The 24943-nt window shown below is 71.4% G+C and carries 21 protein-coding genes and 5 pseudogenes; 18 read left to right on the top strand and 8 right to left on the bottom strand.

What is annotated here, in order from left to right:
• Positions 1–132: 132 nt before the first annotated feature.
• The 6 genes and pseudogenes from ACEXOX_RS42385 to ACEXOX_RS42360 form a co-directional block, all read right to left on the bottom strand.
• A pseudogene (locus ACEXOX_RS42385) lies at positions 133–962 on the bottom strand (dTDP-glucose 4,6-dehydratase); the annotation flags it as partial.
• A complete protein-coding gene (locus ACEXOX_RS42380) occupies positions 959–2023 on the bottom strand; it encodes a glucose-1-phosphate thymidylyltransferase (RefSeq protein ID WP_406525955.1) in 1065 nt (354 codons plus the stop codon). The gene ACEXOX_RS42380 and the pseudogene ACEXOX_RS42385, both read right to left, overlap by 4 nt.
• Positions 2024–2339: 316 nt before the next feature.
• Entirely contained in the window at positions 2340–3353 is a 1014-nt protein-coding gene (locus ACEXOX_RS42375; protein ID WP_406525954.1) for a cytochrome P450, read from the bottom strand.
• A complete protein-coding gene (locus tag ACEXOX_RS42370; protein ID WP_406525953.1) occupies positions 3350–3514 on the bottom strand; it encodes a hypothetical protein in 165 nt (54 codons plus the stop codon). The genes ACEXOX_RS42375 and ACEXOX_RS42370 overlap by 4 nt, the downstream gene beginning before the upstream one ends.
• A 43-nt stretch (positions 3515–3557) precedes the next feature.
• Positions 3558–3830 (bottom strand): glycosyltransferase, encoded by a 273-nt coding sequence (locus ACEXOX_RS42365; RefSeq protein ID WP_406526660.1) that lies wholly within the window; start codon positions 3828–3830, stop codon positions 3558–3560.
• Entirely contained in the window at positions 3791–4816 is a 1026-nt protein-coding gene (locus ACEXOX_RS42360) for a glycosyltransferase (RefSeq protein ID WP_406525952.1), read from the bottom strand. The genes ACEXOX_RS42365 and ACEXOX_RS42360 overlap by 40 nt, the downstream gene beginning before the upstream one ends.
• A gap of 365 nt (positions 4817–5181) precedes the next feature.
• On the opposite strand from ACEXOX_RS42360, the pseudogene ACEXOX_RS42355 reads away from it, so the two are divergent.
• From ACEXOX_RS42355 to ACEXOX_RS42290, 14 genes and pseudogenes are all read left to right on the top strand, one after another.
• Positions 5182–6432, top strand: a pseudogene (locus tag ACEXOX_RS42355) (flavin monoamine oxidase family protein); the annotation flags it as partial.
• Positions 6433–6485: 53 nt separating this feature from the next.
• On the top strand, positions 6486–6734 hold the full coding sequence (locus ACEXOX_RS42350; protein ID WP_406526712.1) for an FAD-dependent oxidoreductase: 249 nt from the start codon (positions 6486–6488) through the stop codon (positions 6732–6734).
• Positions 6731–7648: a hypothetical protein gene (locus ACEXOX_RS42345; protein ID WP_406526711.1), complete on the top strand. Its 918-nt coding sequence runs from the start codon at positions 6731–6733 to the stop codon at positions 7646–7648. The genes ACEXOX_RS42350 and ACEXOX_RS42345 overlap by 4 nt, the downstream gene beginning before the upstream one ends.
• Complete coding sequence (locus ACEXOX_RS42340; protein ID WP_406526659.1) at positions 7540–9975, top strand: ferritin-like domain-containing protein; 2436 nt, start codon at positions 7540–7542, stop codon at positions 9973–9975. The genes ACEXOX_RS42345 and ACEXOX_RS42340 overlap by 109 nt, the downstream gene beginning before the upstream one ends.
• A gap of 100 nt (positions 9976–10075) precedes the next feature.
• Positions 10076–11332, top strand: a complete 1257-nt coding sequence (locus tag ACEXOX_RS42335; RefSeq protein ID WP_406525951.1) for a cytochrome P450 — start codon at positions 10076–10078, stop codon at positions 11330–11332.
• Between the two features lie 41 nt (positions 11333–11373).
• A complete protein-coding gene (locus ACEXOX_RS42330; RefSeq protein ID WP_406525950.1) occupies positions 11374–12201 on the top strand; it encodes an SAM-dependent methyltransferase in 828 nt (275 codons plus the stop codon).
• 81 nt (positions 12202–12282) lie between these two features.
• Positions 12283–13715 (top strand): annotated as a pseudogene (locus tag ACEXOX_RS42325) (NDP-hexose 2,3-dehydratase family protein).
• Positions 13716–13781: 66 nt separating this feature from the next.
• Positions 13782–14717, top strand: coding sequence for an NAD-dependent epimerase/dehydratase family protein (locus tag ACEXOX_RS42320; protein ID WP_406526658.1), 936 nt, complete (start codon positions 13782–13784; stop codon positions 14715–14717).
• Positions 14718–14802: 85 nt separating this feature from the next.
• Positions 14803–15912, top strand: coding sequence for a DegT/DnrJ/EryC1/StrS family aminotransferase (locus ACEXOX_RS42315; RefSeq protein WP_406525949.1), 1110 nt, complete (start codon positions 14803–14805; stop codon positions 15910–15912).
• A gap of 52 nt (positions 15913–15964) precedes the next feature.
• Positions 15965–16582, top strand: a complete 618-nt coding sequence (locus tag ACEXOX_RS42310; protein ID WP_406525948.1) for a dTDP-4-dehydrorhamnose 3,5-epimerase family protein — start codon at positions 15965–15967, stop codon at positions 16580–16582.
• Between the two features lie 314 nt (positions 16583–16896).
• A complete protein-coding gene (locus ACEXOX_RS42305; protein WP_406525947.1) occupies positions 16897–17736 on the top strand; it encodes an SAM-dependent methyltransferase in 840 nt (279 codons plus the stop codon).
• An 87-nt stretch (positions 17737–17823) separates the two neighbouring features.
• Positions 17824–19456: pseudogene (locus ACEXOX_RS42300) on the top strand (FAD-dependent monooxygenase).
• A 597-nt stretch (positions 19457–20053) separates the two neighbouring features.
• A complete protein-coding gene (locus ACEXOX_RS42295; protein WP_406525946.1) occupies positions 20054–20479 on the top strand; it encodes a hypothetical protein in 426 nt (141 codons plus the stop codon).
• On the top strand, positions 20476–20799 hold the full coding sequence (locus ACEXOX_RS42290) for a transcriptional regulator (protein ID WP_406525945.1): 324 nt from the start codon (positions 20476–20478) through the stop codon (positions 20797–20799). Before ACEXOX_RS42295 ends, ACEXOX_RS42290 begins: the two co-directional genes overlap by 4 nt.
• 100 nt (positions 20800–20899) lie before the next feature.
• Here ACEXOX_RS42290 and ACEXOX_RS42285 read toward each other — a convergent pair whose 3' ends face one another.
• Positions 20900–21532: a hypothetical protein gene (locus tag ACEXOX_RS42285; RefSeq protein ID WP_406525944.1), complete on the bottom strand. Its 633-nt coding sequence runs from the start codon at positions 21530–21532 to the stop codon at positions 20900–20902.
• 912 nt (positions 21533–22444) lie between these two features.
• Between ACEXOX_RS42285 and ACEXOX_RS42280 the strand changes: the two genes are divergently transcribed.
• Positions 22445–22615, top strand: a complete 171-nt coding sequence (locus ACEXOX_RS42280; protein ID WP_234317722.1) for a hypothetical protein — start codon at positions 22445–22447, stop codon at positions 22613–22615.
• Between the two features lie 466 nt (positions 22616–23081).
• Positions 23082–23630 (top strand): hypothetical protein, encoded by a 549-nt coding sequence (locus tag ACEXOX_RS42275; protein WP_406525943.1) that lies wholly within the window; start codon positions 23082–23084, stop codon positions 23628–23630.
• Here ACEXOX_RS42275 and ACEXOX_RS42270 read toward each other — a convergent pair.
• A pseudogene (locus ACEXOX_RS42270) lies at positions 23592–23738 on the bottom strand (hypothetical protein); the annotation flags it as partial. The gene ACEXOX_RS42275 and the pseudogene ACEXOX_RS42270 overlap by 39 nt on opposite strands.
• A gap of 350 nt (positions 23739–24088) precedes the next feature.
• On the opposite strand from ACEXOX_RS42270, the gene ACEXOX_RS42265 reads away from it, so the two are divergent.
• Together ACEXOX_RS42265 and ACEXOX_RS42260 are read left to right on the top strand one after the other, a co-directional pair.
• On the top strand, positions 24089–24364 hold the full coding sequence (locus ACEXOX_RS42265; protein WP_406525942.1) for a helix-turn-helix transcriptional regulator: 276 nt from the start codon (positions 24089–24091) through the stop codon (positions 24362–24364).
• A gap of 349 nt (positions 24365–24713) precedes the next feature.
• Positions 24714–24902, top strand: a complete 189-nt coding sequence (locus tag ACEXOX_RS42260; protein WP_406525941.1) for a hypothetical protein — start codon at positions 24714–24716, stop codon at positions 24900–24902.
• The last annotated feature ends 41 nt before the right edge of the window (positions 24903–24943 follow it).

Below are 24943 nucleotides of genomic sequence, written 5' to 3'. Positions count from 1 at the left end.
GGTCGCAGCCGCTCACCTGGTCCCCTGCATCAGCGGCCGCCACCACCGGCGGTTGGCGGCGTACCACGCGACCGTCTCGGCGAGCCCCCGCTCGAAGGTGACCCGCGGCGTATGGCCCAGGGCCGTCAGCTTGGCGTCGGTCAAGGAGTAGCGGCGGTCGTGGCCCTTGCGGTCGGGCACGTGCTCGACGCACCGCCAGGGGGCCCCGAGCGCCTCCAGCAGCCGGGCGGTCAGCTCCCGGTTGGTCAGCTCGGCGGTCCCCGCGACGTGGTAGACCTCGCCCGCCTCGCCGCGCTCGGCGACCAGCCGGACGGCCCGGCAGTGGTCATCGACATGGATCCAGTCGCGTACGTTCCGGCCGTCGCCGTACAGCGGCACCTTCAGGCCGTCGAGCAGACGGGTGGTGAACAGCGGGATGACCTTCTCCGGGTACTGGTACGGCCCGTAGTTGTTCCCGCAGCGGGTGATGCTGACCGGCAGTCCGTGGGTGCGCGCGTAGGCCAGGGCGATCAGATCACCGCCGGCCTTGGCCGCGGCGTAGGGGAGTTCGGGTTGAGCGGGGCCGACTCGTCCCAGGATCCGGCCTCGATGCTGCCGTACACCTCGTCGGTGGAGATGTGCACGACCCTCGGGGCGCCGGCGTCGAGGCATGCCTCCATGAGGCACTGCACGCCCAGGACGTTGCTGCGGACGAAGTCGCCCGCGCCGGTGATCGAGCGGTCGACGTGTGTCTCGGCGGCGAAGTTGACGACGACGTCGTGGCCGGGCACCACCTTCCGGAGCAGTTCGGCGTCGCAGATGTCGCCGTGGACGAAGGTGAACCGGCCCTCGGCGGGCGCCAGGTTGGCCGGGTTCCCGGCGTAGGTCAGCTTGTCGAGCACGGTCACCTCGTCCGCGCCGGCGTAGGACCGTACGAAGTGCGAGCCGATGAAGCCGGCGCCGCCGGTCACAAGGATTTTCATGAGGTGACCTGCACCTTGCTGTGGTCGCCGAGGACCAGGCGGTGGGCCCGCAGGGCCCCGGGAGTGGACGTCACCTCGACCTCGCGTCCGATCAGCGAGCGTTCGACGCGCCGCACCCCGGCGAGGGAGGCCCCGCGCAGCACGATGGAGTACTCGATCTCGCTGTCGGTCACCGCGCAGTCGCTGTCGATGGAGGTGAACGGGCCGACGTAGGAGTCGCAGATGTGGGAGCCGGCCGCGATGATCGCCGGGCCGACGATCCGCGACCGGGTGACGGTGGCGCCCTCTTCGACCACCACCCGGCCGACCAGTTCGCTGGAGCCCACCTCACCGGCGCAGTCGGCCGCGATGCCGTCCAGGACCAGGCGGTTGACCTCCAGCATGTCGTCGACGTTGCCGGTGTCCTTCCAGTAGCCGGACACGACGTCGGAATCCACCCGGCACCCCGCGTCGATCAGTTCCTGGATCGCGTCGGTGATCTCCAGTTCACCGCGCCAGGACGGCTTGATCCGGCACACGGCGTCGTGCACGCGGGCGGTGAACAGGTAGACGCCGACCAGCGCCAGGTCGCTCTTCGGGTGCTGCGGCTTCTCCTCCAGTCCGATCACCCGGCCGCGCGGATCCAGCTCGACCACGCCGAACGCGCGCGGGTCCGAGACCCGGGCCAGCATGATCTGGGCGTCCGGTCGGTTGGTGCAAAACCGCCGCACGAGCGAGCTGATGCCGCCGACGATGAAGTTGTCGCCGAGGTACATCACGAAGTCGTCGTCGCCGAGGTAGTCCCGGGCGATGTGGACGGCGTGCGCCAGGCCCAGCGGTGCCTCCTGCGGGAGGTAGGTCACCTCCAGGCCGAAGCGGGAGCCGTCGCCGACCGCCGCCTCGATCTCGGCGGCCGAGTCGCCGACGACGATGCCCACCTCACGGATCCCGGCCTCGGCGACCGCTTCCAGGCCGTAGAACAGGACCGGCTTGTTGGCGACCGGCACGAGCTGCTTCGCCGAGGTGTGCGTGATCGGCCGCAGCCGGGAGCCGGAACCGCCGGCCAGCACGAGCGCCTTCATCGGCACCCCTTCGCCGGGGCGGCCGCCCCGGGGCGGCGCACGGCCCCGCGCCCGTCCGGCTCAAGCAGGTCCGGCCGGCTGCCGAAGGCCCCCGGCCTCAGCCGGGGCGTCCCCCGGTCGCGCGGTGCGTCAGCCACAAAGCTAGGAGCCATCATCTTCCCCATATCCGTGAGCGGGCCGATTCCGTGGCGCGTCCTGGTGAGAGCATGTGTCATGGCCCCGGCAGGGCGCCCGCCGCCCGGCACGGCCGGGCCTCTGCTTCCCGCGTCGGTCGGCGCGGGGACCCGCCGCCCGGCGTGCCGCGGCACGGTCGCCTTCAGGTCAACGTGGCGGGCAGGGCGCTCAGCCGGCGGATCATCCACTCCGATTCCCACTGGACGGCGGTGTCGCTGCTCAGCCGTGCCCGCGGGAACCGGCGCAGGAAGCCGCGTACCGCAATCTGTGCCTCCAGCCGGACCAGCGAGGCGCCGATGCAGTAGTGCATGCCCAGGCCGAAGGTCAGGTGCCCCTGTCCCTTGCGGGCCGGGTCGAAGCTGTCGGCCTCCTCGCCCGGCCCGCGGTTCGCCGCCGCGATGCTGACCTGCACCGGGGCGCCCTTGGGGATCAGATAGCCGCCGAGGTCGAGGTCCTCCATGGCGAAGCGCCAGGTCGGGTGCGGGAACGGCGGGTGCACCCGCAGGGCCTCCTCGATCCACTCCTTGATCTCCTCGTCGGTTCGCGGCCGGTCCTCGGGCGGTCGGCGCAGCGCCTCGTACAGCGATGCGGAGATCGCGCTCCCGGTCGTCTCGTAGCCGGTGATGATCATTCCGACCGTCCAGACGATGACCTCGCCCTCGGTGATCGCGTCCGGCCCGTCGGAGGCGGACAGGAAGCCCGTGATCACCCCGTCCCGCAGCGGGGCCGGGTCGCGCACCCAGTCCCGGACCGCGCCGAACAGCGCCCCGACTGCCTCGGTGCGGGCCGGGTAGTCGGAGGAGTAGAGCATCACGTCGGTGATGCTGCGCAGCCGCCGCTCCGCCTCCAGGGGCAGGCCGAGCATCTCGGAGATGAACGCCAGCGGGATCCGGTGGGTGTAGTCCGTGACCACGTCGACTTCGGCGGCGTCCGCGGAGCGGGACTGCTCCAGGTCGTCCAGGAATCCGTCGACCTTGACGCTGACCCGCTCGCCCCACCGCTCGGTGTTACGGGGGCTGAGCACCGGTGCGTGCAGCCGCCGGATCCGCGCGTGGTGCTCCCCGTCGCTCATGATCATGGCGCGGGCGTACTCCGGATCGGGCTGCGATCCCACCATCAGACCCGGCTTGCGCATGAAGTCCGGGACCAGGCTCACGTCCTTTTCCATCCGGGGTGTGTCAGCGCGATCCGCACCAGTTCGGGATCGCACACGACCCAGGCGTGCCGGCCGAGGTAGGGGATCCGCACGACCGGCGCGACGCGGGCGGCCGCCAGCAGGTCCGGCATGCAGTCGAACGGCCCCGGGTCCACCGGCATGCTCGCCAGGGGGCTTGTGCCAAGCCGGTTTTCGTCGTGGCATTCACTGTGTGACACCTCCGGTGGGGACCTGGCCCTGGGAGCCGGCCATGGACTCGATCAGTTCGGCGGCCCGTCGCGGGGCGTCGCAGCTCTGGAACTCGCGGGACATCTCGCGTGCCCGCCGCCGGTAGCGCTCGTCGTTGAGCACGGTGGTCACCGCCTCGCGCAGGCCGGCTTCCGTCACGGCCCGCCGCTTGAGGACGACACCGGCCCCGGCCCACTCGACCCGCGCCGCTACATCGGGCTTCTCCTCCGATCCCGGTGCGACGACCAGCGGTACCCCTGGGCGAGGGCCGCGTTGGCGCCGTTGTAGCCGCCGTTGGTCACCATCACGTCCACGTGCGGCAGCAGGTGGTGGTAGGGGATGAACCGCTCCAGCCGCACGTTGTCCGGCAGCGGCCGCAGCCGGTCGACGTCCACGCCGCTGCCGGTGGTGACCACGACGAGGACGTCCTGCCCGCCCAGGGCCCGGACGGCGGGCGCGAGCAGCCGGTCGACGTCGTTGGCGGTGGTGCCCTGGGTGAGCAGCACGACCGGCCGGCCTGCCTGCAGCTCGTCCCACCAGCCGGGTGGGTCGAAGTGCTCCGGGGGAAGGCCGAGGAGTCCGCCCACGAAGTGGGTTCCCGGCAGCAGGTCGCTGCGCGGGAACTCGAAGGACCGCACGGTGCCCATCAGGTACAGGGCCGGCGGGCGCGCGATGTTCGCCATGGCGCCGGTCCGCAGCCGGGGCAGTCCCACCCGGGCCCGGGTCCGGTCCGCCTCCCGGCGCATGCCTCGCATCACCACCTGGTCGGCGACGAACCTGAGCAGCGCGTTGCGTGCCCGCCCCAGCAGCGACGCACTGGGCATTGCGCCCCGCCCGAGCGGGGCGGTGTCCCTGCTGCCGGCGATGTAGACCGAGTTGTTCAGCCAGACCAGCGGGATTCCGGTGCGCTCGCCGGCGAAGCAGGCGCCGTAGCACATGTCGTCGGCGAGGATGCACTCGGCCGCGAACCGTTCGAGCACCGCCAGGAGGTCGTCCATCTGGCCCGGTGCGGTGCGGTAGAAGATGTCCCGGACGCCGGTGGTGAAGTTGGCGGCCCCGGACAGCCCGGCGTGGCCGGGGAACGCTTCCTCCCGGCTCCGGCCGCCGAAGTCGAGCCCGGCGTGCATGGGTTCGAAGTGCGCCCCGGTCCGCTCCACCTGTTCACGGAAGGCGCGGCCGGTGTACCACCGCACCTCGTGGCCGCGCCGGGTCAGTTCGCGTGCGACTTCGAGCATGCTGACGACGTGTCCCGGTGCCGGTGTGGTAGCGATCAACACACGCATCAGCTCTCGCCTCCGTCGGGTCTGGTGTCACCGTTGCCGGCGGACGGACCGGGCGCCCACGGCCCGGCCGTCCGGCCACGCACGCCAGCATCACCCGGCCCTGGCTCCGGGTGGGGGAACGGGGCAAACCCCGCACGTTCGCGCGGGGTGGCGATGCCGGGCCGCCCTGATGGCGCCGACGTGTCGCCGATCAAACCGTCCGTCCCCGGGCCCGGCGGGGGATACGAACGCGCCGCCACTGCACGAACAATGACCGACAAGCAATCCCCGGCATCGCCCTTTCCGGGACCGGGAAGGCGCTGACGTTCATCCAGGACATGCTCCCGGCCTCGGACATCGCGTACTGGAGGAAACCTGTGACGGCACCCTCGCAGAAGATCGACGGGGCGGATGAGGCGCTCGGCGGGCCGAAGAAGGTCACCGTCATCGGCGCCGGCATCGCCGGCCTGGTCACGGCCTACGAACTGGAACGCCTCGGACATCAGGTCCACGTCATCGAAGCAAGCCCAGGCATCGGCGGCCGCATTCACACCCACCGGTTCTCCGGCCGCGGCCAGGCCGGGCCGTTCGCCGAACTCGGCGCGATGCGGATCCCCGCCGGGCACCGGCTGACCATGCACTACATCGCCGAACTCGGGCTGCAGCACCAGGTGCGTGAATTCCGCACCCTGTTCTCCGACGACGCGGCCTACCTGCCCACTGCCTCCGGCTACCTCCGGGTGCGCGACGCGCACAAAACCCTCGTCGAGGAGTTCGCCGCCGGGCTGCCGAGCCGGCAGTACCAGGGGAACACCCTGCTGTTCGGCGCCTGGCTGGACGCCAGCATCAGGGCCATCGCACCCCGCCAGTTCTACGACGCCATGCACGACGAAATCGGCGTGGAACTGCTGAACCTCGTCGATCACATCGACTTGGCGCCCTACCGCTGCGGCAGCGCGCACAACCGGATCGACCTGCACTCCTTCTTCGCCGACCACCCCCAGGTGCGGTCGTTCTGCCCGCCGCGCCTGGAGCGTTTCCTCGACGACGTCCTGGACGAGACCAGCTCCACCATCGTGCGGCTGCGCGACGGCATGGACGCGCTTCCCCGGCAGCTCGCCGCGCGGATCCGGGGACCGATAGCGACCGGCCAGGAAGTGGTCGGTATCGATGTCCGCGACGACACGGTGGTCCTGCGGATCCGCCAGGGTGTCAGGTCCCTCACCCGGACCTGCGACTACGTGGTGTGCACCATTCCGTTCACGGTGCTCCGGAGGATGCAGTTGTCCGGCTTCGACCCGGACAAGCTGGACATCGTCCACCAGACGAAATACTGGGCCGCGACGAAGGTCGCCTTCCACTGCCGCGAAGCCTTCTGGGAGAAGGACGGGATCAGCGGGGGCGCGTCCTTCACCGGCGGGCACGTGCGGCAGACCTACTACCCGCCCACCGAAGGCGATCCGGAACACGGCGCGGTGCTGCTCGCGAGCTACGCCATCGGGCCGGACGCCGACGCGCTCAGCCGGCTGGGCGAGGCGGAGCGCAACGCGGTCGTCACCAGGGAACTGAGCGCGATGCACCCCGAGCTACGCCGGCCGGGCATGATCCTGGGCGTGGCGGGCCGGGACTGGGGCGCGCGCCGGTGGTCCTGGGGGCGGCCACGGTCCGCTGGGGCCAGGAGGCCGCCCTGCGCGAGGCGGAGCGGCGAGAGGCGGCCCGGCGGCAGAAGGGGCTGTTCTTCGCCGGCGAGCACTGCTCGTCGAAGCCCGCCTGGATCGAGGGCGCGATCGAGTCGGCGATCGACGCCGCTCACGAGATCGAGTGGTACGAGCCGCGGACCCACCGCGTCTTCGCCGGCACCCGGCCGAGCCCCTCGCGGGAGTCGGCATGAGCGTCTTCGACCTGCCCCGGCTGCACTTCGGCGGGACGGCGACGACGCACCTGCCGACCGGCGCGCGCAGCGGCCTCGTCGATCTGGCGACCAACACGGCGCTCACCGACGACGGACAGCCCTTTCCCGCGCACCGCCCGCCCGGCGAGTACCACGACCATCTGGACCGGCTGGGGCCGAGGTTCGACAGCTCGGGCCGCCCGGCGCCCGACGGACCCTTCAGCGCGGCCAAGGGCGAGGACTTCGCCGGCAACGGGCACTTCTCCGTCGACGCGCGGATCACCGGCGTCGAGGTCCGGGCGGGCGATGTCGACACCGCCGACCCGGTGGTCGGCCGCGGTGTCGACATGTGGGGGCACTACAACGAGTACCTGGCCACCACGGTCAACCGGGCCCGCGTCTTCGACGTCGACCCGTCGTCCGACTGGACCACGACGCTCATGGTCGGGCAGTTCTGCTTCGGGCGGGACGGCCGCTCCCACGACGTCGGGTACATGGCCACCGGAGGCGTCCGCGGCTTCCATCCCCCGCGGTGGCACAACGCCCGCCACGTCCGGGACGTCGGCGGTCACTGGCTGGCGGAGCGGCTGCGCCGGTCCGTGGTGCACCAGTTCGCCGTGACCGAGCAGGACGAACTGACCTGGCTCGACGAAGCGGCCGCCTCCCCGGCCGTACGGCACCTGCGGGCCGCGGCCGCCGCCGAGGGGGCCGGCGGCCTGGTGGTGCAGTTCGCGCTGAGCCATCTGGCCGCTCCACTCGCGCCCGACCGGCCTGGCCGGTGGCGGTTGCGCGGGACGATCGCACCGTGGCGCCCGCACGAGCCGCGTACCTATCCGGCGGGCCGGCTGCTCGTCCCGGAGCGCCACGCGCCCGGCCGGACCCCGGTGAGCTGCACAACCTCACCGTCGAGCTGACGGACGAGCACGTCACCCTCAACATGATCACTGCGGTGCCCACCCGTGCCCCGAAGACAGCCCCCGGGACCGCGGCCGGCCCTCCCGCCCCGGTCGACATCGGCGATCTCGAACTGCGCACGGCGGACAGCGACCGGCTGGTGGCCCGGGTGCCCCGGCAGGCGTACCTCGGGGAGAAATTCGCCCTGGCCGGCGGTTTGGTGACAGTCCCCATCGAGCTGCCGGCGGACGCCGCGGCCGACGAGGCGCTGCGCCTGGTGGGCACCGGCCCGAACGGCCCGGTGGTGCACCTGCGCGAAAAGGAGATCAACGTCCAGGCCGACGACGCGAGCCTCTTCCTGGAACATCCACGGGACCCGGACGACGCGGACCAGGACGTCGGCGTACTCGTGCGTTCCTTCGTGCGGGGGCGCCCGGCCGCCGTCGCCGAAATCCACGTACGGCAGTTCTTCAACCCCCGGGCCCTCCCGCGCGACCCGGCCGCCCGCTCCCCCGAGGCACGGTGTTCCGATGTCGGCATCGTCCACCTGCGCGTGGGGCGGCAGGACGGCTCCGGCCCGTGGTCCGACACCTGCCTCCTGGACACCGACCACGCGGGCCTCGGATGGTTCACCCTGCGGGGCGCGGCGGCCGGCACCGCCCGCGTCCTGCTGTCCGCCGGCGCCGACGACCTGCCGTGCGACGTGGACCGGCCCGGCTCGGCGGCCCTCGGCCACGACCACGACGACGCGCTCGGCTACTGGCCCGGCGCCGGCTACCTGTCGGTGCGGGTGCTGCCCGACGACTGGCGGCTGGCCGGCATCCGCCAGGACGAAGTGTCCTTCGACCTGGTCTACACGGAGGTCTTCGCGTTCTACGAGCACCTGTACTCCTTCATGAAGGCGGAGGTCTTCAGCCTGGCGGACCGGTGCAAGGTGGAGACATACGCGAAGCTGATCTGGCAGATGTGCGACCCGCGCAACAAGGCGAAGACGTACTACATGCCGCCGACGCGGGACCTGTCCGAGCCGAAGGCACAGCTCCTGCTGACGTTCCTGCGGGCCCAGCAGGCGCCGGACGAGGTCCTGCTGACGGAGCCCGCGACCGGCCGCGCGAGCGGAAAGATCACCACCCGCGGCCGCCTCGTCGAGGTGCTGCGCGACGCCGCCACGATCGAACTGGCCGTCATGCTCCAGTACCTGTACGCGGCCTACTCGGTGCCCACCCACGGTGCCGGCCTGGAGTACGTGCGGCGGGGCACGTGGACACCCGAGCAGCTCCGGCTCGCCTGCGGCGACGGCGGGGAGACCCTCGACGAGGGCATCCGCAGCATGCTGCTGAACATCGCCCGCGAGGAGATGATCCACTTTCTCCTCGTCAACAACATCCTCACCGCGGTGGGCGAGCCGTTCCACGTGCCCCGGCTCGACTTCGGCACCGTCAACCACGAGCTGCCGGTACCGCTGGACTTCTCCCTGGAGAGGCTGGGGCCCGGCAGCGTCGAACGGTTCGTGCAGATCGAACGGCCGGAAGACCTCGTCCACGACGTACGGCGGGGCGACACACCGGCGGCCCCCGCGACCCACGACGACCGGCACCCCTACGCCTCGCTGAGCGAGCTGTACACGGACATCCGCGAGGGCCTGCACCGCGTCCCGGACCTCTTCCTGGTGGGGAAGGGCAGGGGCGGCGGGGAACACCACCTCTTCCTGCGGGAGTCGGTCAACCGGCACCACCCCGACTACCAGCTCGAAGTCGACGACCTGTCCAGCGCGTTGTTCGCGATCGACGTCATCACCGAGCAGGGAGAGGGCGGGGTCCTGGACGCGCGGACCGCCGAGCACTCGCACTACGCCTCATTCCTGCGGATCTCCGACCTGCTCTGCGGTTCGCCGGCCACCCGGGCCCGCCCGGGCGGCGAACGGTGGAACCCGGCCTACCCCGTCGTACGGAACCCGACCCTCGGGCAGGGGAACGCGGCCATGGAGACGGTCACCGACCCGGACGCCCGGTCGGTCATGGAGCTGTTCAACCGTTCCTACTTCATGGCGCTCCAGCTCATGGTCCAGCACTTCGGTGAGTGCCCGGACGCGAGCCTGCGCCGCTCCGACCTGATGAACGCGGCGATCGACATGATGACGGGGCTGATGCGCCCGCTGGCGGAACTGCTGGTGACCCTGCCGTCGGGACGGCGGGGCCGGACCGCCGGGCCGTCGTTCGAGCTGTCCGAGCAGCCCGCGCCGGTGTCCCGCCCGGACGTGGCCAGACGCGGCATCGCGCTGCGCCTCGACCATCTCGCGGTGGCCTGCGGCAAGCACCCCTGGTGCCCGCCCGGGTGGGTGAGATGAGCGCGTTCTGGGCCGACCGCTTCCGACCGCCGGGCCGCCAGGCGTCCCCGGCGGGCCCGTACGGAGCGGCGACGCCACACTCATGAGCGAAGGAGACCGCATGCCATCCGCGACGCTGCCGCGGTTCGACCTCAAGGGCTGGGACGGGGAGGACATCGCCCACCCGTACCCGGTGTACCGGCGCTACCGGGAGGCCGCGCCGGTGCACCGCGGGGCACCGGGCGCGGGCGCGCCGGACACCTTCTACGTCTTCTGCCACGACGAGGTCGTCCAGGTGCTGTCGGACCGGCGGTTCGGCCGGGACGCGCGCGTGGCGTCCGGCGACCCCGGCGCGGCGCCCGTCCCGGTCCCCGCCGAGTACCGGGCCCTGCGGACCGTCGTGGAGAACTGGCTGGTGTTCCTGGACCCGCCGCGCCACACCGAACTGCGCTCCCTGCTCGGTACGGAGTTCTCCCCTTCGATCGTCACCGGTCTGCGGCCCCGCATCACGCAGATCGCACACACGCTGCTGGGACAGCTCGAACGGCACCAGGAGGCCGACCTCGTCGAGGGCTTCGCGGCGCCGTTTCCCATCCTCGTCATCTGCGAACTGCTCGGCATTCCGCAGGACCACCACAGCTGGCTACGCGCCAACGCGATGGCCCTCCAGGAGGCCGGCAGTACCCGTTCGCGCAACGGCACCGGCGGCTACGCACGGGCCGAGGCAGCCGCCGGCGCGTTGACCCGCTACTTCCGGCAGGAGGTGACCCGGCGGCACGGGGACGACCACGGCGACCTGCTCACGCTTCTGGTCCGCGCCCGGGACGGCGGTGCGCCGCTGAGCGTGGACGGGATCGTGGGGACCTGCGTCCACCTGCTCACCGCCGGACACGAGACCACCACCAACTTCCTGGCGAAGGCAGTGCTGGCGCTGCGGGCCCACCCCGAGGTCCTCGAAGCGCTGCGCGCCGCTCCCGAACTTACGCCGGGGGCGGTCGAGGAACTGATGCGCTACGACCCTCCGGTGCAGGCGGTGACGCGATGGGCCTACCGGGACGCCCGCCTCGGTGTGCACGAGGTGCCGCGCGGCAGCCGAGTGGTCGCCCTGCTCGGCTCGGCGAACCGGGACCCCGCGCGCTTTTCGCGCCCCGACGTCCTGGACGTGCGCCGCCCCGCCGACCGGCACCTGGGCTTCGGACTGGGCATCCACTACTGCCTCGGCGCGACGCTGGCCCGCGCGGAGGCCGAAATCGGTCTCCGGACGCTGCTGGACGGCATGCCCGGGCTGGGCCGCGGCAGTCAACAGGTCGAGTACGCCGACGACATGGTCTTCCACGGGCCGACACGGCTGGTGCTCGGCAGATCCGACCTGCCGTGACCCGCGGCGCCCCACCGACACCGCGCGAAGGAAAGGCACTCATGACACAGCAGCCCGGCACCAGCCCCGACTCCGTCGGCCAGGCGTACGACGTGTTCGCCGACGCCGGGGCCACGACCGCCCTGGGCGGCAACATCCACGTCGGCTACTGGGACGACGACCCCGGCCTCCCGATCACCGAGGCCACCGACCGCCTCACCGACCTCGTCGCCGCCCGCCTCGGCCTCCGGCCGGACCAGCGACTGCTCGACGTGGGCTGCGGCAACGGCCTCCCGGCCCTGCGTATCGCGGGTGCGCACGAGGTCCGCGTGACCGGCATCACCGTCAGCCACCAGCAGCTCGCCCAGGCGGACAAGGAGGCGGACGGCTCCGAGGTGCGCGACCGGGTCTCCTTCCGGTTCGCGGACGCCGTGGACCTGCCCTTCGACGACGGTTGTTTCGACGGGGCCTGGGCGATCGAATCGCTGCTGCACATCACCGACCAGACCGCCGCCCTGGCGGAGATCCGCCGCGTCGTCCGCCCCGGCGGGCGTCTGGTCGTCACCGACCTGTGCCAGCGGCAGCCGTTCACCGGCGAGGACCGGGCCGTGCTGGACGGCATGCTGGACGTGTACGAGATCGCCGGGATCAACACGCCCGACGAGCACCGCGCGCGCCTGGCCGAAGCGGGCTGGCAACTGCTGGAGCTCACGGACATCGGCGAACAGGTCCGCGCCAGTTACGGGCACGCCGCGGCCGCCTTCCGGGACATCGCCGCCTCCCTCGACGCGCCGGCGGCGGAGCAGATCAGCGCGGCAGCCGACCTGATGGACGCCTTCGGCAAGCACCCGCACGCGGGTTATGTCCTGATCACCGCGCAGCGGACCTGACCCCCGGGCGTGGCCGGCCGGGCGCGTGCCGGCCGGGCGAACACCGTTCCGCTCTCGCCCCCGCAGACAGGGAGTACTTCGATGTCGTCTTGCCTCGGCCCACCACCTGCCGCCCCCGTCGCCGTACGTCCGCGCAGGGACCGCTCGCTGGCCGGCCGTCTCGCCCTGTCGGCAGCGGCCCACCGCGGGGTGCGGTCGCGGACCGAGGACGTCCACGCCTGGCTGGCGGAGCGCCGCCGGGCCCATGTCTTCCGCGTGGAACGCATCCCGTTCGCGGAGCTGGGCGAGTGGCGGTTCGAGCCCGGCACCGGCGATCTCGTGCACCGCAGCGGGCGGTTCTTCACCGTCGAGGGCCTGCACGTGGAGGAACACGACGGGCCCTACGGCGACGGCCCCCGCCGGGAGTGGCAGCAGCCCGTCATCAGGCAGCCGGAGGTGGGCGTCCTGGGCATCCTGGCCAAGGAGTTCGACGGGGTGCTGCACTTCCTGATGCAGGCCAAGATGGAGCCGGGAAACCCCAACCTGCTCCAGCTCTCGCCGACTGTGCAGGCCACCCGCAGCAACTACACCAGGGCCCACCGGGGCGCGGACGTGCGGCTGATCGACCACTTCGTGCGGCCCGACCGCGACCGGGTCATCGTGGACGTGCTCCAGTCGGAACAAGGCTCGTGGTTCTTCCGCAAGTCCAACCGCAACATGATCGTCGAGACGGCCGGTGAGGTCCCCGCGCCGGACGACTTCCGCTGGCTCACCCTCGGCGAGATCGCCGAACTCCTGCACGAGGACGACATGGTCAACATGAACGCCAGAACCGTGCTGTCCTGCGTGCCGTACCGGGACACACCGCCCGGCGCGCTGCTCTCCGACGCTCAGCTCCTGTCGTGGTTCACCGGCGAGCGCTCCCGCCGCGACGTGCGGACCCGCCGCGTACCGCTGGCCTCCGTGCGCGGCTGGAAGCACGGTGTCGAGGCGATCGAGCACGAGGACGGCCGCTACTTCAAGGTCGTCGCGGTCTCCGTACGGGCCGGCAGCCGCGAAGTGGTTCGCTGGGACCAGCCGTTGATCGAACCCGTCGGCACGGGGGTGACCGCGTTCCTCGTGCGCGAGATCGACGGGGTGCCGCACGTGCTGGTGCAGGCCCGGGCCGAGGGCGGCTTCCTGGACACGGTCGAGCTGGCGCCCACCGTCCAGTGCACGCCAGGCAACCACGCCCACCTGCCGGAGGCGGACCGCCCGCCCTTCCTCGACGCTGTCCTGAACGCCCCCGAGGCGCGGATCCGTTACCAGGCCGTCCACTCCGAGGAGGGCGGGCGCTTCCTGAACGCCCGGAGCCGGTACCTCGTCGTCGACGCCGAGGGGACCGGGGCCGCGCTCGACCCGCCCCCGGCTTCGCCTGGGCCACCCCCGCCCAGCTCAGGGCCCTCACCCGGCACGGGCACTACCTCAACGTGGAGGCCCGCACGCTCCTGGCCTGCCTCAACGCCATGGCGATACGGACCCGGGGAGAGGTGTGACATGGCACGCACACCGGCAGCCGCCGAACCGCTGATCACCGTGCTCGGCGCCTCGGGCTTCGTGGGATCGGCCGTCCTGCGCGCCCTGGCGCACCGCCCGGTCCGCCTGCGGGCGGTGGCGCGCAGGCCGAGCGTGATTCCCCCGGCCCGGCCGGGACCACCGCCGTCACCGCCGACCTCACCGACCGGGCGGCGCTCGCCGAGGCCGTCGCGGGCTCGGACGCGGTGGTGCACCTGCTCCTGGCGGACGGCGGGTGGCGGGCGGCCGAGACCGAGCCGGAGGCCGAGCGCGTGAACGTGGGCGTGATGCGGGACCTCCTGGACGTCCTGCGGCCGGCCGCGGGCGACGGGACGCCCCCGCTGGTGGTGTACGCGGGCGCCGCCTCGCAGGTCGGCGTGCCGCCGCGGGAACCACTCGACGGCAGTGAACCCGACCACCCGGAAACCGCCTACGACCGGCAGAAACTGACGGCGGAGCACCTGCTGCTCAAGGCCACGGCCGAAGGCCGGGCGCGCGGCATCAGCCTGCGTCTGCCCACGGTGTTCGGTGAGGGAGCGGCGCCCGGTACCGGCGACCGCGGTGTCGTGTCCGCCATGGTGCGGCGGGCGCTCACGGGCCTGCCGCTCACCATGTGGCACGACGGCACGGTGCGGCGCGACCTGGTCCACGTCAGCGACGTCGCGGCGGCGTTCGCGGCGGCCCTCGACCACCCGGACGCCCTGGTGGGCGGCCACTGGCTGATCGGCGCCGGCCGGGGCGACGCGCTCGGCGACGTCTTCCGGCTCATCGCCCGGACCGTGTCCGACCACACGGGGCGGCAGCCGGTCGCCGTGGAGTCCGTCGAACCGCCGGCCCACACCCCCGTGACGGACTTCCGCAGCGTGACCATCGACTCCTCCCCGTTCCGGGCGGTCACCGGCTGGCACCCCCGGACCTCGCTTCCCGAGGGGCTGCGGCGCACCGTCACCGCTCTGGCCGGGCAGGAGAGCGAGACCCGGTGACGACACGCACCTCTGATGGACGACACCCACCGCAGGCGTGCGACCGCAGCACGGCCGTCCGCCGCAGTCCTGGAAAGGCTGGCACATGACCACGCGTGTTTGGGATTACCTGGCGGAGTACGAGGACGAGCGTCCGGACATCCTCGACGCCGTAACGACGGTCTTCGGCTCGGGGCAGCTCGTGCTGGGCGCGAGCGTGCGCGGCTTCGAAGCGGAATTCGCCGCCTATCACGGGACGGCCCACTGCGTCGGTGTCGACAACGGGACGAACGCGATCAAGCTCGGGCTGCAGGCGCTGGGCGTCGGCCCGGGCGACGAGGTGATCACGGTGTCGAACACCGCGGCACCGACCGTGGTCGCCATCGACGGCACGGGCGCCACCCCCGTCTTCGTCGACGTGCGCGAGGACGACTTCCTCATGGACACCGGCCAGGTGGCAGCGGCCATCACCGAACGCACGCGGTGCCTCCTGCCGGTGCACCTGTACGGGCAGTGCGTGGACATGGCCCCCTTGAAGGAGCTGGCCGCCCGGCACGGGCTGGCCATCCTGGAGGACTGCGCCCAGGCCCACGGCGCCCGGCAGGGCGGCACGCCGGCCGGCATGACCGGCGACGCGGCCGCCTTCTCCTTCTACCCGACCAAGGTCCTCGGCGCGTACGGCGACGGCGGCGCGACCCTCACCTCGGACGCAACCGTGGCGGAACGGCTGCGGCGGCTGCGGTACTACGGCATGGAGGACCGCTACTACACCCTGGAGACGCCCGCCCACAACAGCCGCCTGGACGAGGTGCAGGCCGAGATCCTGCGGCGCAAACTCAAGCGGCTCGACACCTACATCGCCGGCCGCCGGGCCGTCGCGCAGCGCTACGCCGATGCTCTCGCCGACACCGGTCTCGTGCTCCCGCGCACCGTCCCCGGAAACGAGCACGTGTACTACGTGTACGTGGTGCGCCACCCCCGGCGTGACGACATCATCGAGCGCCTCAAGGGGTACGACATCCACCTCAACATCAGCTATCCGTGGCCGGTGCACACCATGACCGGGTTCGCCCACCTCGGATACGCCCCGGGGTCCCTGCCCGTCACCGAGGCGCTGGCCGGCGAGATCTTCTCGCTGCCGATGTACCCCTCGCTGCCGCGCGACCTCCAGGACAAGGTCATCCACGCCGTGCGCGAGGTGCTGGCGACGCTGTGAGACCCGCCGACCGCCAGTCCGCCGAGCCGTTCACCCAGCCACGGGAGCAGACATGAAAGCACGCGAACTCACCGTCGAGGGAGCACTGGAGTTCACCCCCCGCGTCTTCCCCGACGAACGGGGCCTGTTCTTCTCCCCGTTCCAGGAGGAGGCGTTCGCCGAGGCGCACGGCGGTCCGCTCTTCCGCGTCGCGCAGACCAACCACAGCGTCTCCCGGCGCGGCGTGGTGCGCGGAATCCACTACACCGTGACACCGCCCGGCACCGCGAAGTACGTCTACTGCGCGCGCGGCGCGGCCCTGGACATCGTGGTCGACATCCGGGTCGGCTCGCCCACGTACGGCCGGTGGGACTCGGTGCTGATGGACCAGCAGGACCACCGGACCACCTATTTCCCGGTGGGGGTGGGCCACGCGTTCGTGGCGCTGGAGGACGACACCGTCATGTCGTACATGCTCTCCGGGAGCTACGTACCGGAGAACGAACTCGCCCTGTCCGTCCTGGACCCGGCGCTCGGGCTGCCCGTCCCCCGGGACACCGAGCCGATCCTGTCCGAGCGGGACGGCGCGGCGATCACGCTCGCCAAGGCCCGGGACCAGGGCCTGCTGCCGGACTACGGCCGGTGCCAGGAGATCGAGAAAGGCTGGTCACCGGAGGCCGCGGACGCCTGACGCCCGGCCCGACCGGCGCCCCCGAGAGACCCATACCCCCGGCCTGCCCGGGCGCGCATGGGCTGAACGGTGTTCCGCCCACCCGGCCGGACCGAACCGGCGGCGCGCCCCCACGTGAACGAGCGGGTTTTCGTCCGCACCGCTGCTCCGCGGCCCGCGCGGCCCGATGCTGAGGGCTACGGCGGCCGGGCCGGGCCCGCCGCCACCCCGCACCGGCCGCGAGGGGGCCACCTCCCACCGGCTTCACCGAACACCCTGACCGCACCAGTCCCCCGCACCACGCTCCGCACCCGTCGAACCGAAAGGCCGTTGCCATGACCGACCCCGCCCAGACGCTGCCCGTGCCGGGAGCCGTCGGCAAGCTCTACGACCGGCTGACGCTGAACGCCATGAACGACGGCACCTTCAACACCAACGTCCACATCGGCTACTGGGACACGCCGGACTCCGAGGCCTCGATCGAGGCGGCGATGGACCGGCTCACCGATGTGTTCATCGAACGGCTGAAGGTGGACGGCTCGTCCCACGTCCTCGACCTGGGCTGCGGCGTGGGAGGCCCCGGCCTGCGGGTCATGGCGCACACCGGCGCGCGGGTCACCGGCATCAGCATCAGCGAGGAGCAGATCAAGGCCGCCAACCGGCTGGCGGCCGAGGCCGGGGCCGCCGACCGGGCCGTGTTCCGGCACGCCGACGCGATGAAGCTGGACTTCCCCGACGGGACGTTCGACGCCGTGATGGCCCTGGAGTCGCTCTGCCACATGCCGGACCGGCAGCAGGTGCTCACCGAGGCGTGCCGGGTCCTGCGCCCCGGCGGCCGGCTCGTCCTGACCGACGTGTTCGAACGCTTCCCGCGCAAGGAGGTGCGGCACCCGGGCATCGACAAGTTCTGCAGCGGCCTGATGTCGACCACGGCGGACATCGACGACTACGTCGCACTGCTCCACCGTTCCGGCCTGCGGCTGCGCGAGATCCTCGACGTCACCGAGCAGACCACGCTGCGCCTCGCCGAAGAGATCGCGAAGCTGTCGGCCGTCGAGGACCGCCCCGCAGCCCTCGACGAGAGCAACTTCTTCACCGACGACGCCTTCCGGCCGTCCGACCTGGCGGGCGTCGACGACTTCGGCTGTCTGCTGGCCACCGCGGAACGCCCGTAGCCGATGACCGTCCCGGGAAGGCGCCCCGCGCGCCCTCCCGGTTCCACCGACGGCCGGGACCGGCCCACGAAGAAAGGCAAGGACGACATGACGCATTCCGGTGAGCGGACCGACGTGCTGATCGTGGGCGGCGGCCCGGTCGGGATGGCGCTGGCCCTGGACCTGAGGTACCGCGGGATCGACTGCGTGCTCGCGGACGCCGGTGACGGAGAGGTCCGGCACCCCAAGGTCAGCACGATCGGTCCGCGTTCGATGGAGCTGTTCCGCCGCTGGGGCGTCGCGGACGCCGTCCGCGGCGCCGGGTGGCCGACCGATCACCCCCTGGACATAGCCTGGGTCACCCGGGTCGGCGGTCACGAGATCTACCGGTACCGCCGGGGCACCGCCGGGAACCGCCCGGCCTTCGCGCACACCCCCGAGCCCGACCAGATCTGCCCGGCGCACTGGCTCAACCCGGTGCTGACGCGGGCCGTGGGCGTCCACCCGGACGGTCCGCTGCGGCTCCGTACCACCGTCGACCGCGTGCTGCGCACCGACGACCACATCGACGCCACCCTCACCGACCACGCCACCGGCACGACCGGCACCATACGGGCGCGGTTCCTGGTCGCCTGCGACGGCGCCGCCTCCCCATCCGGCAGTCCTGCGGCATCGACGCGCCGGCCCGCCACCGTACACAGATCTTCCGCAACATCCTCTTCCGCGCGCCCGGACTGAAGGAGCGGCTCGGCGACCGCGCCGCGCTCGTCCACTTCCTCATGCTCTCGTCCACGCTGCGCTTCCCCTGCGCTCGCTGAACGGCAGCGACCTGTACAACCTGGTCGTGGGCGTGGACGACGGCGCCGCCGGCCGTGTCGACGCGCTGTCGCTGATCGGCGATGCCCTCGCCGTCGACACCCCGGTGGAGCTGCTGAGCGACGGTGAGTGGCACCTCACCCACCGCGTCGCCGACCGGTACCGGGCCGGACGCGTCTTCCTCGCCGGCGACGCCGCGCACACCCTCTCGCCCTCCGGCGGCTTCGGGCTCAACACCGGCATCGGCGACGCCGCCGACCTGGGCTGGAAACTCGCCGCCACGCTGAACGGCTGGGCCGGGCAGCAGTTGCTCGACACGTACGAGACCGAGCGCAGGCCGATCGCCGTGCAGAGCCTGGAGGAGGCCAACCTCAACCTGGAGCGCACCCTGCGCAGGCGGCTGCCGCCCGAGGTCCACCTGGACGGGCCCGAGGGCGAGCGGGCCCGTGCGCAGATGGCGCAGCGGATGGCGGGCAGCGGCGTGGAGCGGGAGTTCGACGCCCCCGAGATCCACTTCGGGCTGCGTTACCGCTCCCCCGTCATCATCGAGGACCCCGACGTGCCGGTGCGTCACGGCAAGCCGGACGCCGGCTGGCGCCCGGGCAGCGAGCCGGGCTACCGCGCCGCGCACGCGTGGTGGGACGCGGACACGTCCACCCTCGACCTGTTCGGGCGCGGATTCGTCCTGCTGTGCTTCGCCGCGCACCCCGGGGTAGAGGGGGCCGAGCGCGCGTTTGCCGAGCGGGGCGTGCCGCTGACCGTACGGACCACGGGCGACGGGGAGATCGCCAAGCTCTACGAACGGCCCTTCGTGCTGGTCCGCCCGGACGGCTGTGTGGCATGGCGCGGTGACGAGCTGCCCCGGAACCCGGAATTCCTCGTCGATACGGTGCGAGGCGCCGGGGTCGCGCACGGACACCGGTGAACGGGCACGACGGCCGAGCAGGAAACGCGGCGGACCACGCCGGAGCGAATAGCCCGCCGTCTTCCGGCCGCCGCAAAGGGAGCCGCTGTGGCAATGACCGGTTCCTGGCCCCGCACTCGGCGCGTCGCGGCTGGCCCGTTCGGTTCAAGGGCCGTGGTCGGCCCGAGTCAGGGCGAGAGATGGCCTCGTGTGGGTATGCGTCTAGCCTCTCCGGGCTCGGATTGGTGCGTGAAACGACCACAACCGGTGTCTAACTTGTCCCTCGGTTCCGGCTTCCTTGCAGCGGTGACTTCAAAGGCTCACCTGACCCACGTGGGCGCCCTTTCGGGCCGGGCCACCAGGGCCCGTATCCGGCGAGTTGTGTGAGAGTGGGTGAAGGTCCCGACCTTCCGTTTTCCTCCGGCCTTTCGGCCCGTCGGCCTTCGCTTCTTGTATCTTCCTTCTCCCGCCAGGGCTTCAGCCTCCCTTACGGTCGGCCTACCAAGCCGGTGGCTGTCGCCGGGCCGCGCCACCTCGCGGCAGTTCAGCAGCCTGCAGCCGCGCAGTGCGAACTCCAAGCAGTTGCGCTTTTGGTAACCAGGTGCGAGTGACTTAACCATGACGCATGACGAGTCCCGCCCCGGCGCGGCCGACCAGCTGGCCGCGATAGCCGCCGCTCCCGACCTCAACCGGCCGGCCTCCGCGCGTGAACGTGCCGCCGGGCCGGCCACACTGGCCGTCCTGTACACCGGCCTCGTCGTGGCTATGGAGTGCGACCTGCCCCGCCCGGCCGGGATCGCGGTCTTCGTCGCCGCCCTCGCCCTGCTGCTCGCCTGGAACAGCCATCACGACGGCGCCGCGCGCAGGCGCCCGCAGACCCGGGTGGAGAACGCGGCGCGGTTCGCGGCGGTGTGCCTGCTGGCACTGCCCGGCGTCGAACTGGTCTTCGGCGAGGGACCCGGCACCCTCGTGGCCCACCTGGTAGCGGCCGCCGTGCCCACCGCGGCCGCCGCCGTCTACCTCGTCCTGCGCTGGAAGCGGTGACGACGGCCGACGGCGCGGCATCGTTGCCGCCACGGGAGGCGCTGGTCAACGTCATCCACTCGCCCACCCGCCTGGCCATCCTCGCCACCCTCAACCGGGTGCAGCACGTCGCCTTCGCCGACCTGCGCGACAACCTCCATCTGTCGGCCCCCGAACTCTCCCGTCAGATCGCCTTCCTGGAGAAGGAGGGCATGGTCGAGGTCGCCAAACTCCGCGTCCGGCGCGTCGCCGTCACCCATGTCCGCCTCTCCGACAGCGGCCGGAAACGCTTCGCCGCATACCTGGTGAACCTGAACGCGATCGTGCACGGCGAGGACTGACCGTCGCGGGTCCCGGCCGACGGATGCACGAGCGGGGGCTTCGTCCGTCACGGCCGAAGCCCCCGCTGCGTCACCTCCTTGCGAACGAGGTGCGGGCCGTTCAGCCGGCCAGGGCGAAGGAGGCCGCGTCCCGGCCGGCGAAGGACAGGGGCGCGAAGCCGGCCGTGTCCACCTGGGCCACCGGGCGCTCCGGCGCACCCTTCCAGATGCAGTAGATGGAGGCGCCGGCCAGGACCGCGGCCATGCCCGCGACGCCGCTCTTGACCGCGATCTTGACACCGCGCTTGGCGGCTTCCTTCAGGCCGATCTCGGCGACCTTGCGCCAGTCCTTCTTCTTGATGTGCTCGTTGATCTTCTCGGCGAGGCCGCCGATGCCGCCCAGGCCGATCGCGTCCAGCAGGCAGCTGGCGTAGGAGCGCTGCACGCCCTCCCGCTGCGCCTCGGTAGCCTCGTCGAAGTACGGCTTGAGGGCGTCGGCGAGCTCGGCACCGAGTGCGGCCTTGGTGACCTCGTAGTCGAAGTTGCCGTCGGCGTCCAGGTGCTCGCCCCGGTCGAGCGCTTCGAGGTAACGGGTCAGCTCGTCGATCTGCGCCTGCGTGACCTGCCCGGCCTGGGCAGCGGGGCGGTCCGCACTGCCGCCGGCGGCGTAGGCCTGCGATGCGCCGGTCGCGCCGACGGCCAGCGCGGTGAGGGCGGATACGGCCACGGCGCCGAGACGGGTACGCTTGTTCATCTGTGCATGTTTCCTTGCGTGTTCGTGCACAAGGGGGTGGAAGTCGCGGCGATGCCCCGGCCTACGAAACCACAGGTTCCGCCCCGGCTTCCCCCTGGGCACTGCTGTTGCCCAACGGTTGGTCTAGACCGCCGGGCTGGACAACGCGAACCAATCACCCCAGGTCAGGCGTTTGCCAACCTTCGGTAAACTTCGGCAAATGCCGCGTTCGGCGGTAGAGGACGCCTCCGCCGCGACAACCCGGCCCACGCGCGACGCAGCGCCGCTGCGGCCCCGGCTTTCACCGCCGCTCCGCGCCTGCCCCCCGCCGGAAGGGCCGGGCCACCAGTTCTCCGCGTCCTGTTGGTAGGTCGCCGTTGAAGCCCCCGGGGCTGTTTCGATCAGGTGCTTTGGACGCGGAGGGTGCCTTGGGCGGTGATGGCGGCCGGACCGGCCAAGGCCAGGGTGCCGTCGGCCGCGACAGGCCCCGGGCGCGGCGATGAAAGCAGGTATGCCGCCCTCTGGCCGTGATCTTGACCGGAGTTCTGCACCCGCGCCCGGATCGAACACCCTGAACTCCGTGCTCAGCAGCCGCGCGACCTGCAATTTCATGACGCGCGTCGCTCAGTGCCCGGAGACCGCACTGAGCGTTCGGCGTCACATGCTGGCCATTCGCACCCGGATCGGTTACTGAAGCGTGCCCAGTCTGTCACTCTCGTACCGCACGGATGGCCCGACAAGAAGGGATCTGCGATGCAGTCGATCACCCGGTTAGCGTCCCGAGCCACCGTCTTGGCAACCGCCTTCGGAGCCGCCGTCGCCCTCGCCAGCGGGCCGGCTGCAGCCTCGCCCAGCCTCAAGGGCTGGTCGCCTCAGTGCGACTGGGGAAAGGCCTGCATCCGCCTCGCATCGGACGCAGGACGATGGTGGAACATGAACAACTGCGGCTACAACCCCATCAACGACCGCTACTCCTGGGGCAAGGCCCACGGCAACTCCTTCACCGTCACCTACGTCAACGGCACGTGGGACCGGGTCGAGGCATGGACCGAACGACCGCTGGACGGCAACAACACGGTCATCAAGGTCGACGTGCACTGCTGAAGCCGAAAAGCAAGCAGGACGAAACTCACCACGGCGGCGGGGCCTGCGTTCTCGCCCCGGCATCCGGGCCACCGCCCTGGCCCTTCCCGGGCCGCTGTCGGCGGCGGCCCGGCACAGCCGCTTCCTTCCAACCCAGCGGCTACCTGAGCTGCTCGTCAGGTGCCAGCGCAGTTTGGTGAGACCCAGTCGGCAGCGTAGGTGCCCCGCCGCCTGTGACGCTGCGGCCTGCTGTCCCTCCCCGCGGCCGCGCCCGCCGGAGCTGGTGGCCGTTCGGCCGCCGGCGCTGAACCTCACGCTGTCGCCAAAGCTCTCCGTCTGCCCGAGATCACCCTGAGGTGCTGTGCCGGTCCAGCCAGAAGGTGATGCTGTAGGGGACGGATTCACTCACCGCGACCGTTCCCCGAACGGGAACCGCTGCGGCTGCTGTGGCCCAGGTACAAGAAGGCGGCTGCCGTACTCTGCCCGCGTGGACGGTACGGATGAGTTGAGGAGTCTTCCCGACTGGCGGGTGCTCGTCGTCGGGGGCGCGTCGGGGATGGGGAAGACCGGTGTCGGGCGGGCCTTGGCGCGACGGTACGGGGTCCCCGTCGTGGAGGTCGACGACATCGTGGAGGCCCTCCTTGCGGTGACACTGCCCGGGCACCTGCCCGAGGTCCACTTCTGGCGCACCCACCCGCAGGCCGCCCGCCAGACGCCCGAGTCGGTGGCCGAGCGGCAGATCGCGATCGCCGAGGCGCTGGCGCCGGCGATCGAGGCGGTGGTGGCCAACCATGTGGGCACCGACACCCCGGTGATCCTGGAAGGCGACTACGTCCTGCCCAGACCGGCGACGCCCAAAGGTGCGGTCCGGTCCGTCTTCCTCCACGAGGACGACGAGGCGCAGGTGACGGCCAACTACCTGGGCCGCCCGGTACGCCTCGTACTGAGTCCAGGCACGTTCGAGTGTCTCGATAGCCGCATCGATGGCGCCACACTCTTCAAGATGGTCAAGCTGGCCCTGCCGTCCCTTGCGTGAGGGCCAGTGCGGATCAGCCGAGACGTCCCGAGCGAAATCCCCGATGGCGTTGTGCTGATCGGTATGGGTCTTCAACCACGCGGTGAAGCGGCTTGGGCATGTCCGCATACTTCCGCCGCCGCGTCGGAACAAACCCAATGAGGTGCGGCGCATCCTTTGGCGCTCGCTCCGCTCGCGTGTTGGCCGTCGCCGGGGCTTCCGGCGCGGTCCGGGGCGCGGGCGCGGCACCCGGGGGCAGGATCCGCACCGTGCGCACCGCGTCGGTGCCAACCGTGCTGTTCGCAATGCTGGCACCGATTGGGCCTATTCCAACTCATCCCTAACTCTGAGCAACGCAGGGTATTCGCAAACGACCAGTTTCCCAAACCGGCGATTCCTCGGATTATTGGTAGTCCACCGCTTCTCGCTGCTTCCCCGCTCACGGAAGCAACCAGACCCGAAAGGCACTGCGGACAGGAATGCCCAGCCAGAGCAGCACGACGCATCATGACCCGTTCAGCCCTGAGCACACCCGCGCCACCTGGAGCGGGACCGCGAGCGTCGAGGACGCCGCCCAGGCGTTCGGCTTGTCGAGGTCGAAGAGCTACGACCTTGTTCGCCGCGGGGAATTCCCCTGCCGCGTACTGCCGATAGGCCGTACCACCCGCGTCGTCACCGCCTCGCTCCTCCGGGTACTCGAGAGCGGCGAGCCGGAGTACAACAAAGCCTCCAACGCAAGCACCAAGCCGTCTTGACCAACTGCACGAGGACGCCCCGCCGGAGCGTCCTCGCATCAGGTCCCGTCTACGCAGGCCCCCGTCGAAGCAAGCCGGCAAGGCCCTCACATGTCACGAGCGATCACAGCCGAATCACCAACCCCACGCACACCATCACGCCACAACGCTCTGACTTGGTCTTACGCTCTCCCCCTGAACCCACTGGACGCCCCTGGACGGTTTCTACGACATGTGCCATGTGGTACCGCGAAGCCCACTCGCCAGCACCACGGACTACACACCAAGCTCCGGACCAGGCGCGGACCAACTCGGCTTCGCAGCAGACGCCGGCGATCCCGTGGACGTCGTGTGGAGGCCGCGGCAGCATGTGACGCTCGCCGAGTCGGTCGGGGCCATCCTGGGCGACCAGGAAGTATTGCGCCGCGTCCACTCCCTGGCCGAACAGGTCCCGGCCTGGGATGCGAAGGCCATGCTGTTTCACGTCTCGAACCGGACACGAGCTGCTGCTGAGCACCCCACGGAAACACTGGCAGCGACATCCTCGAACTCGGGCTGACCATGGCGTTCGCATGGGCCGAAGACTTCAGCATTCAGGAT

Source organism: Streptomyces sp. Ac-502 (assembly GCF_045222935.1).
GTDB lineage: Bacteria > Actinomycetota > Actinomycetes > Streptomycetales > Streptomycetaceae > Streptomyces > Streptomyces monomycini.
Note: the sequence above shows the minus strand (reverse complement) of the source record. Positions and strands in the feature narration are given on the sequence as shown.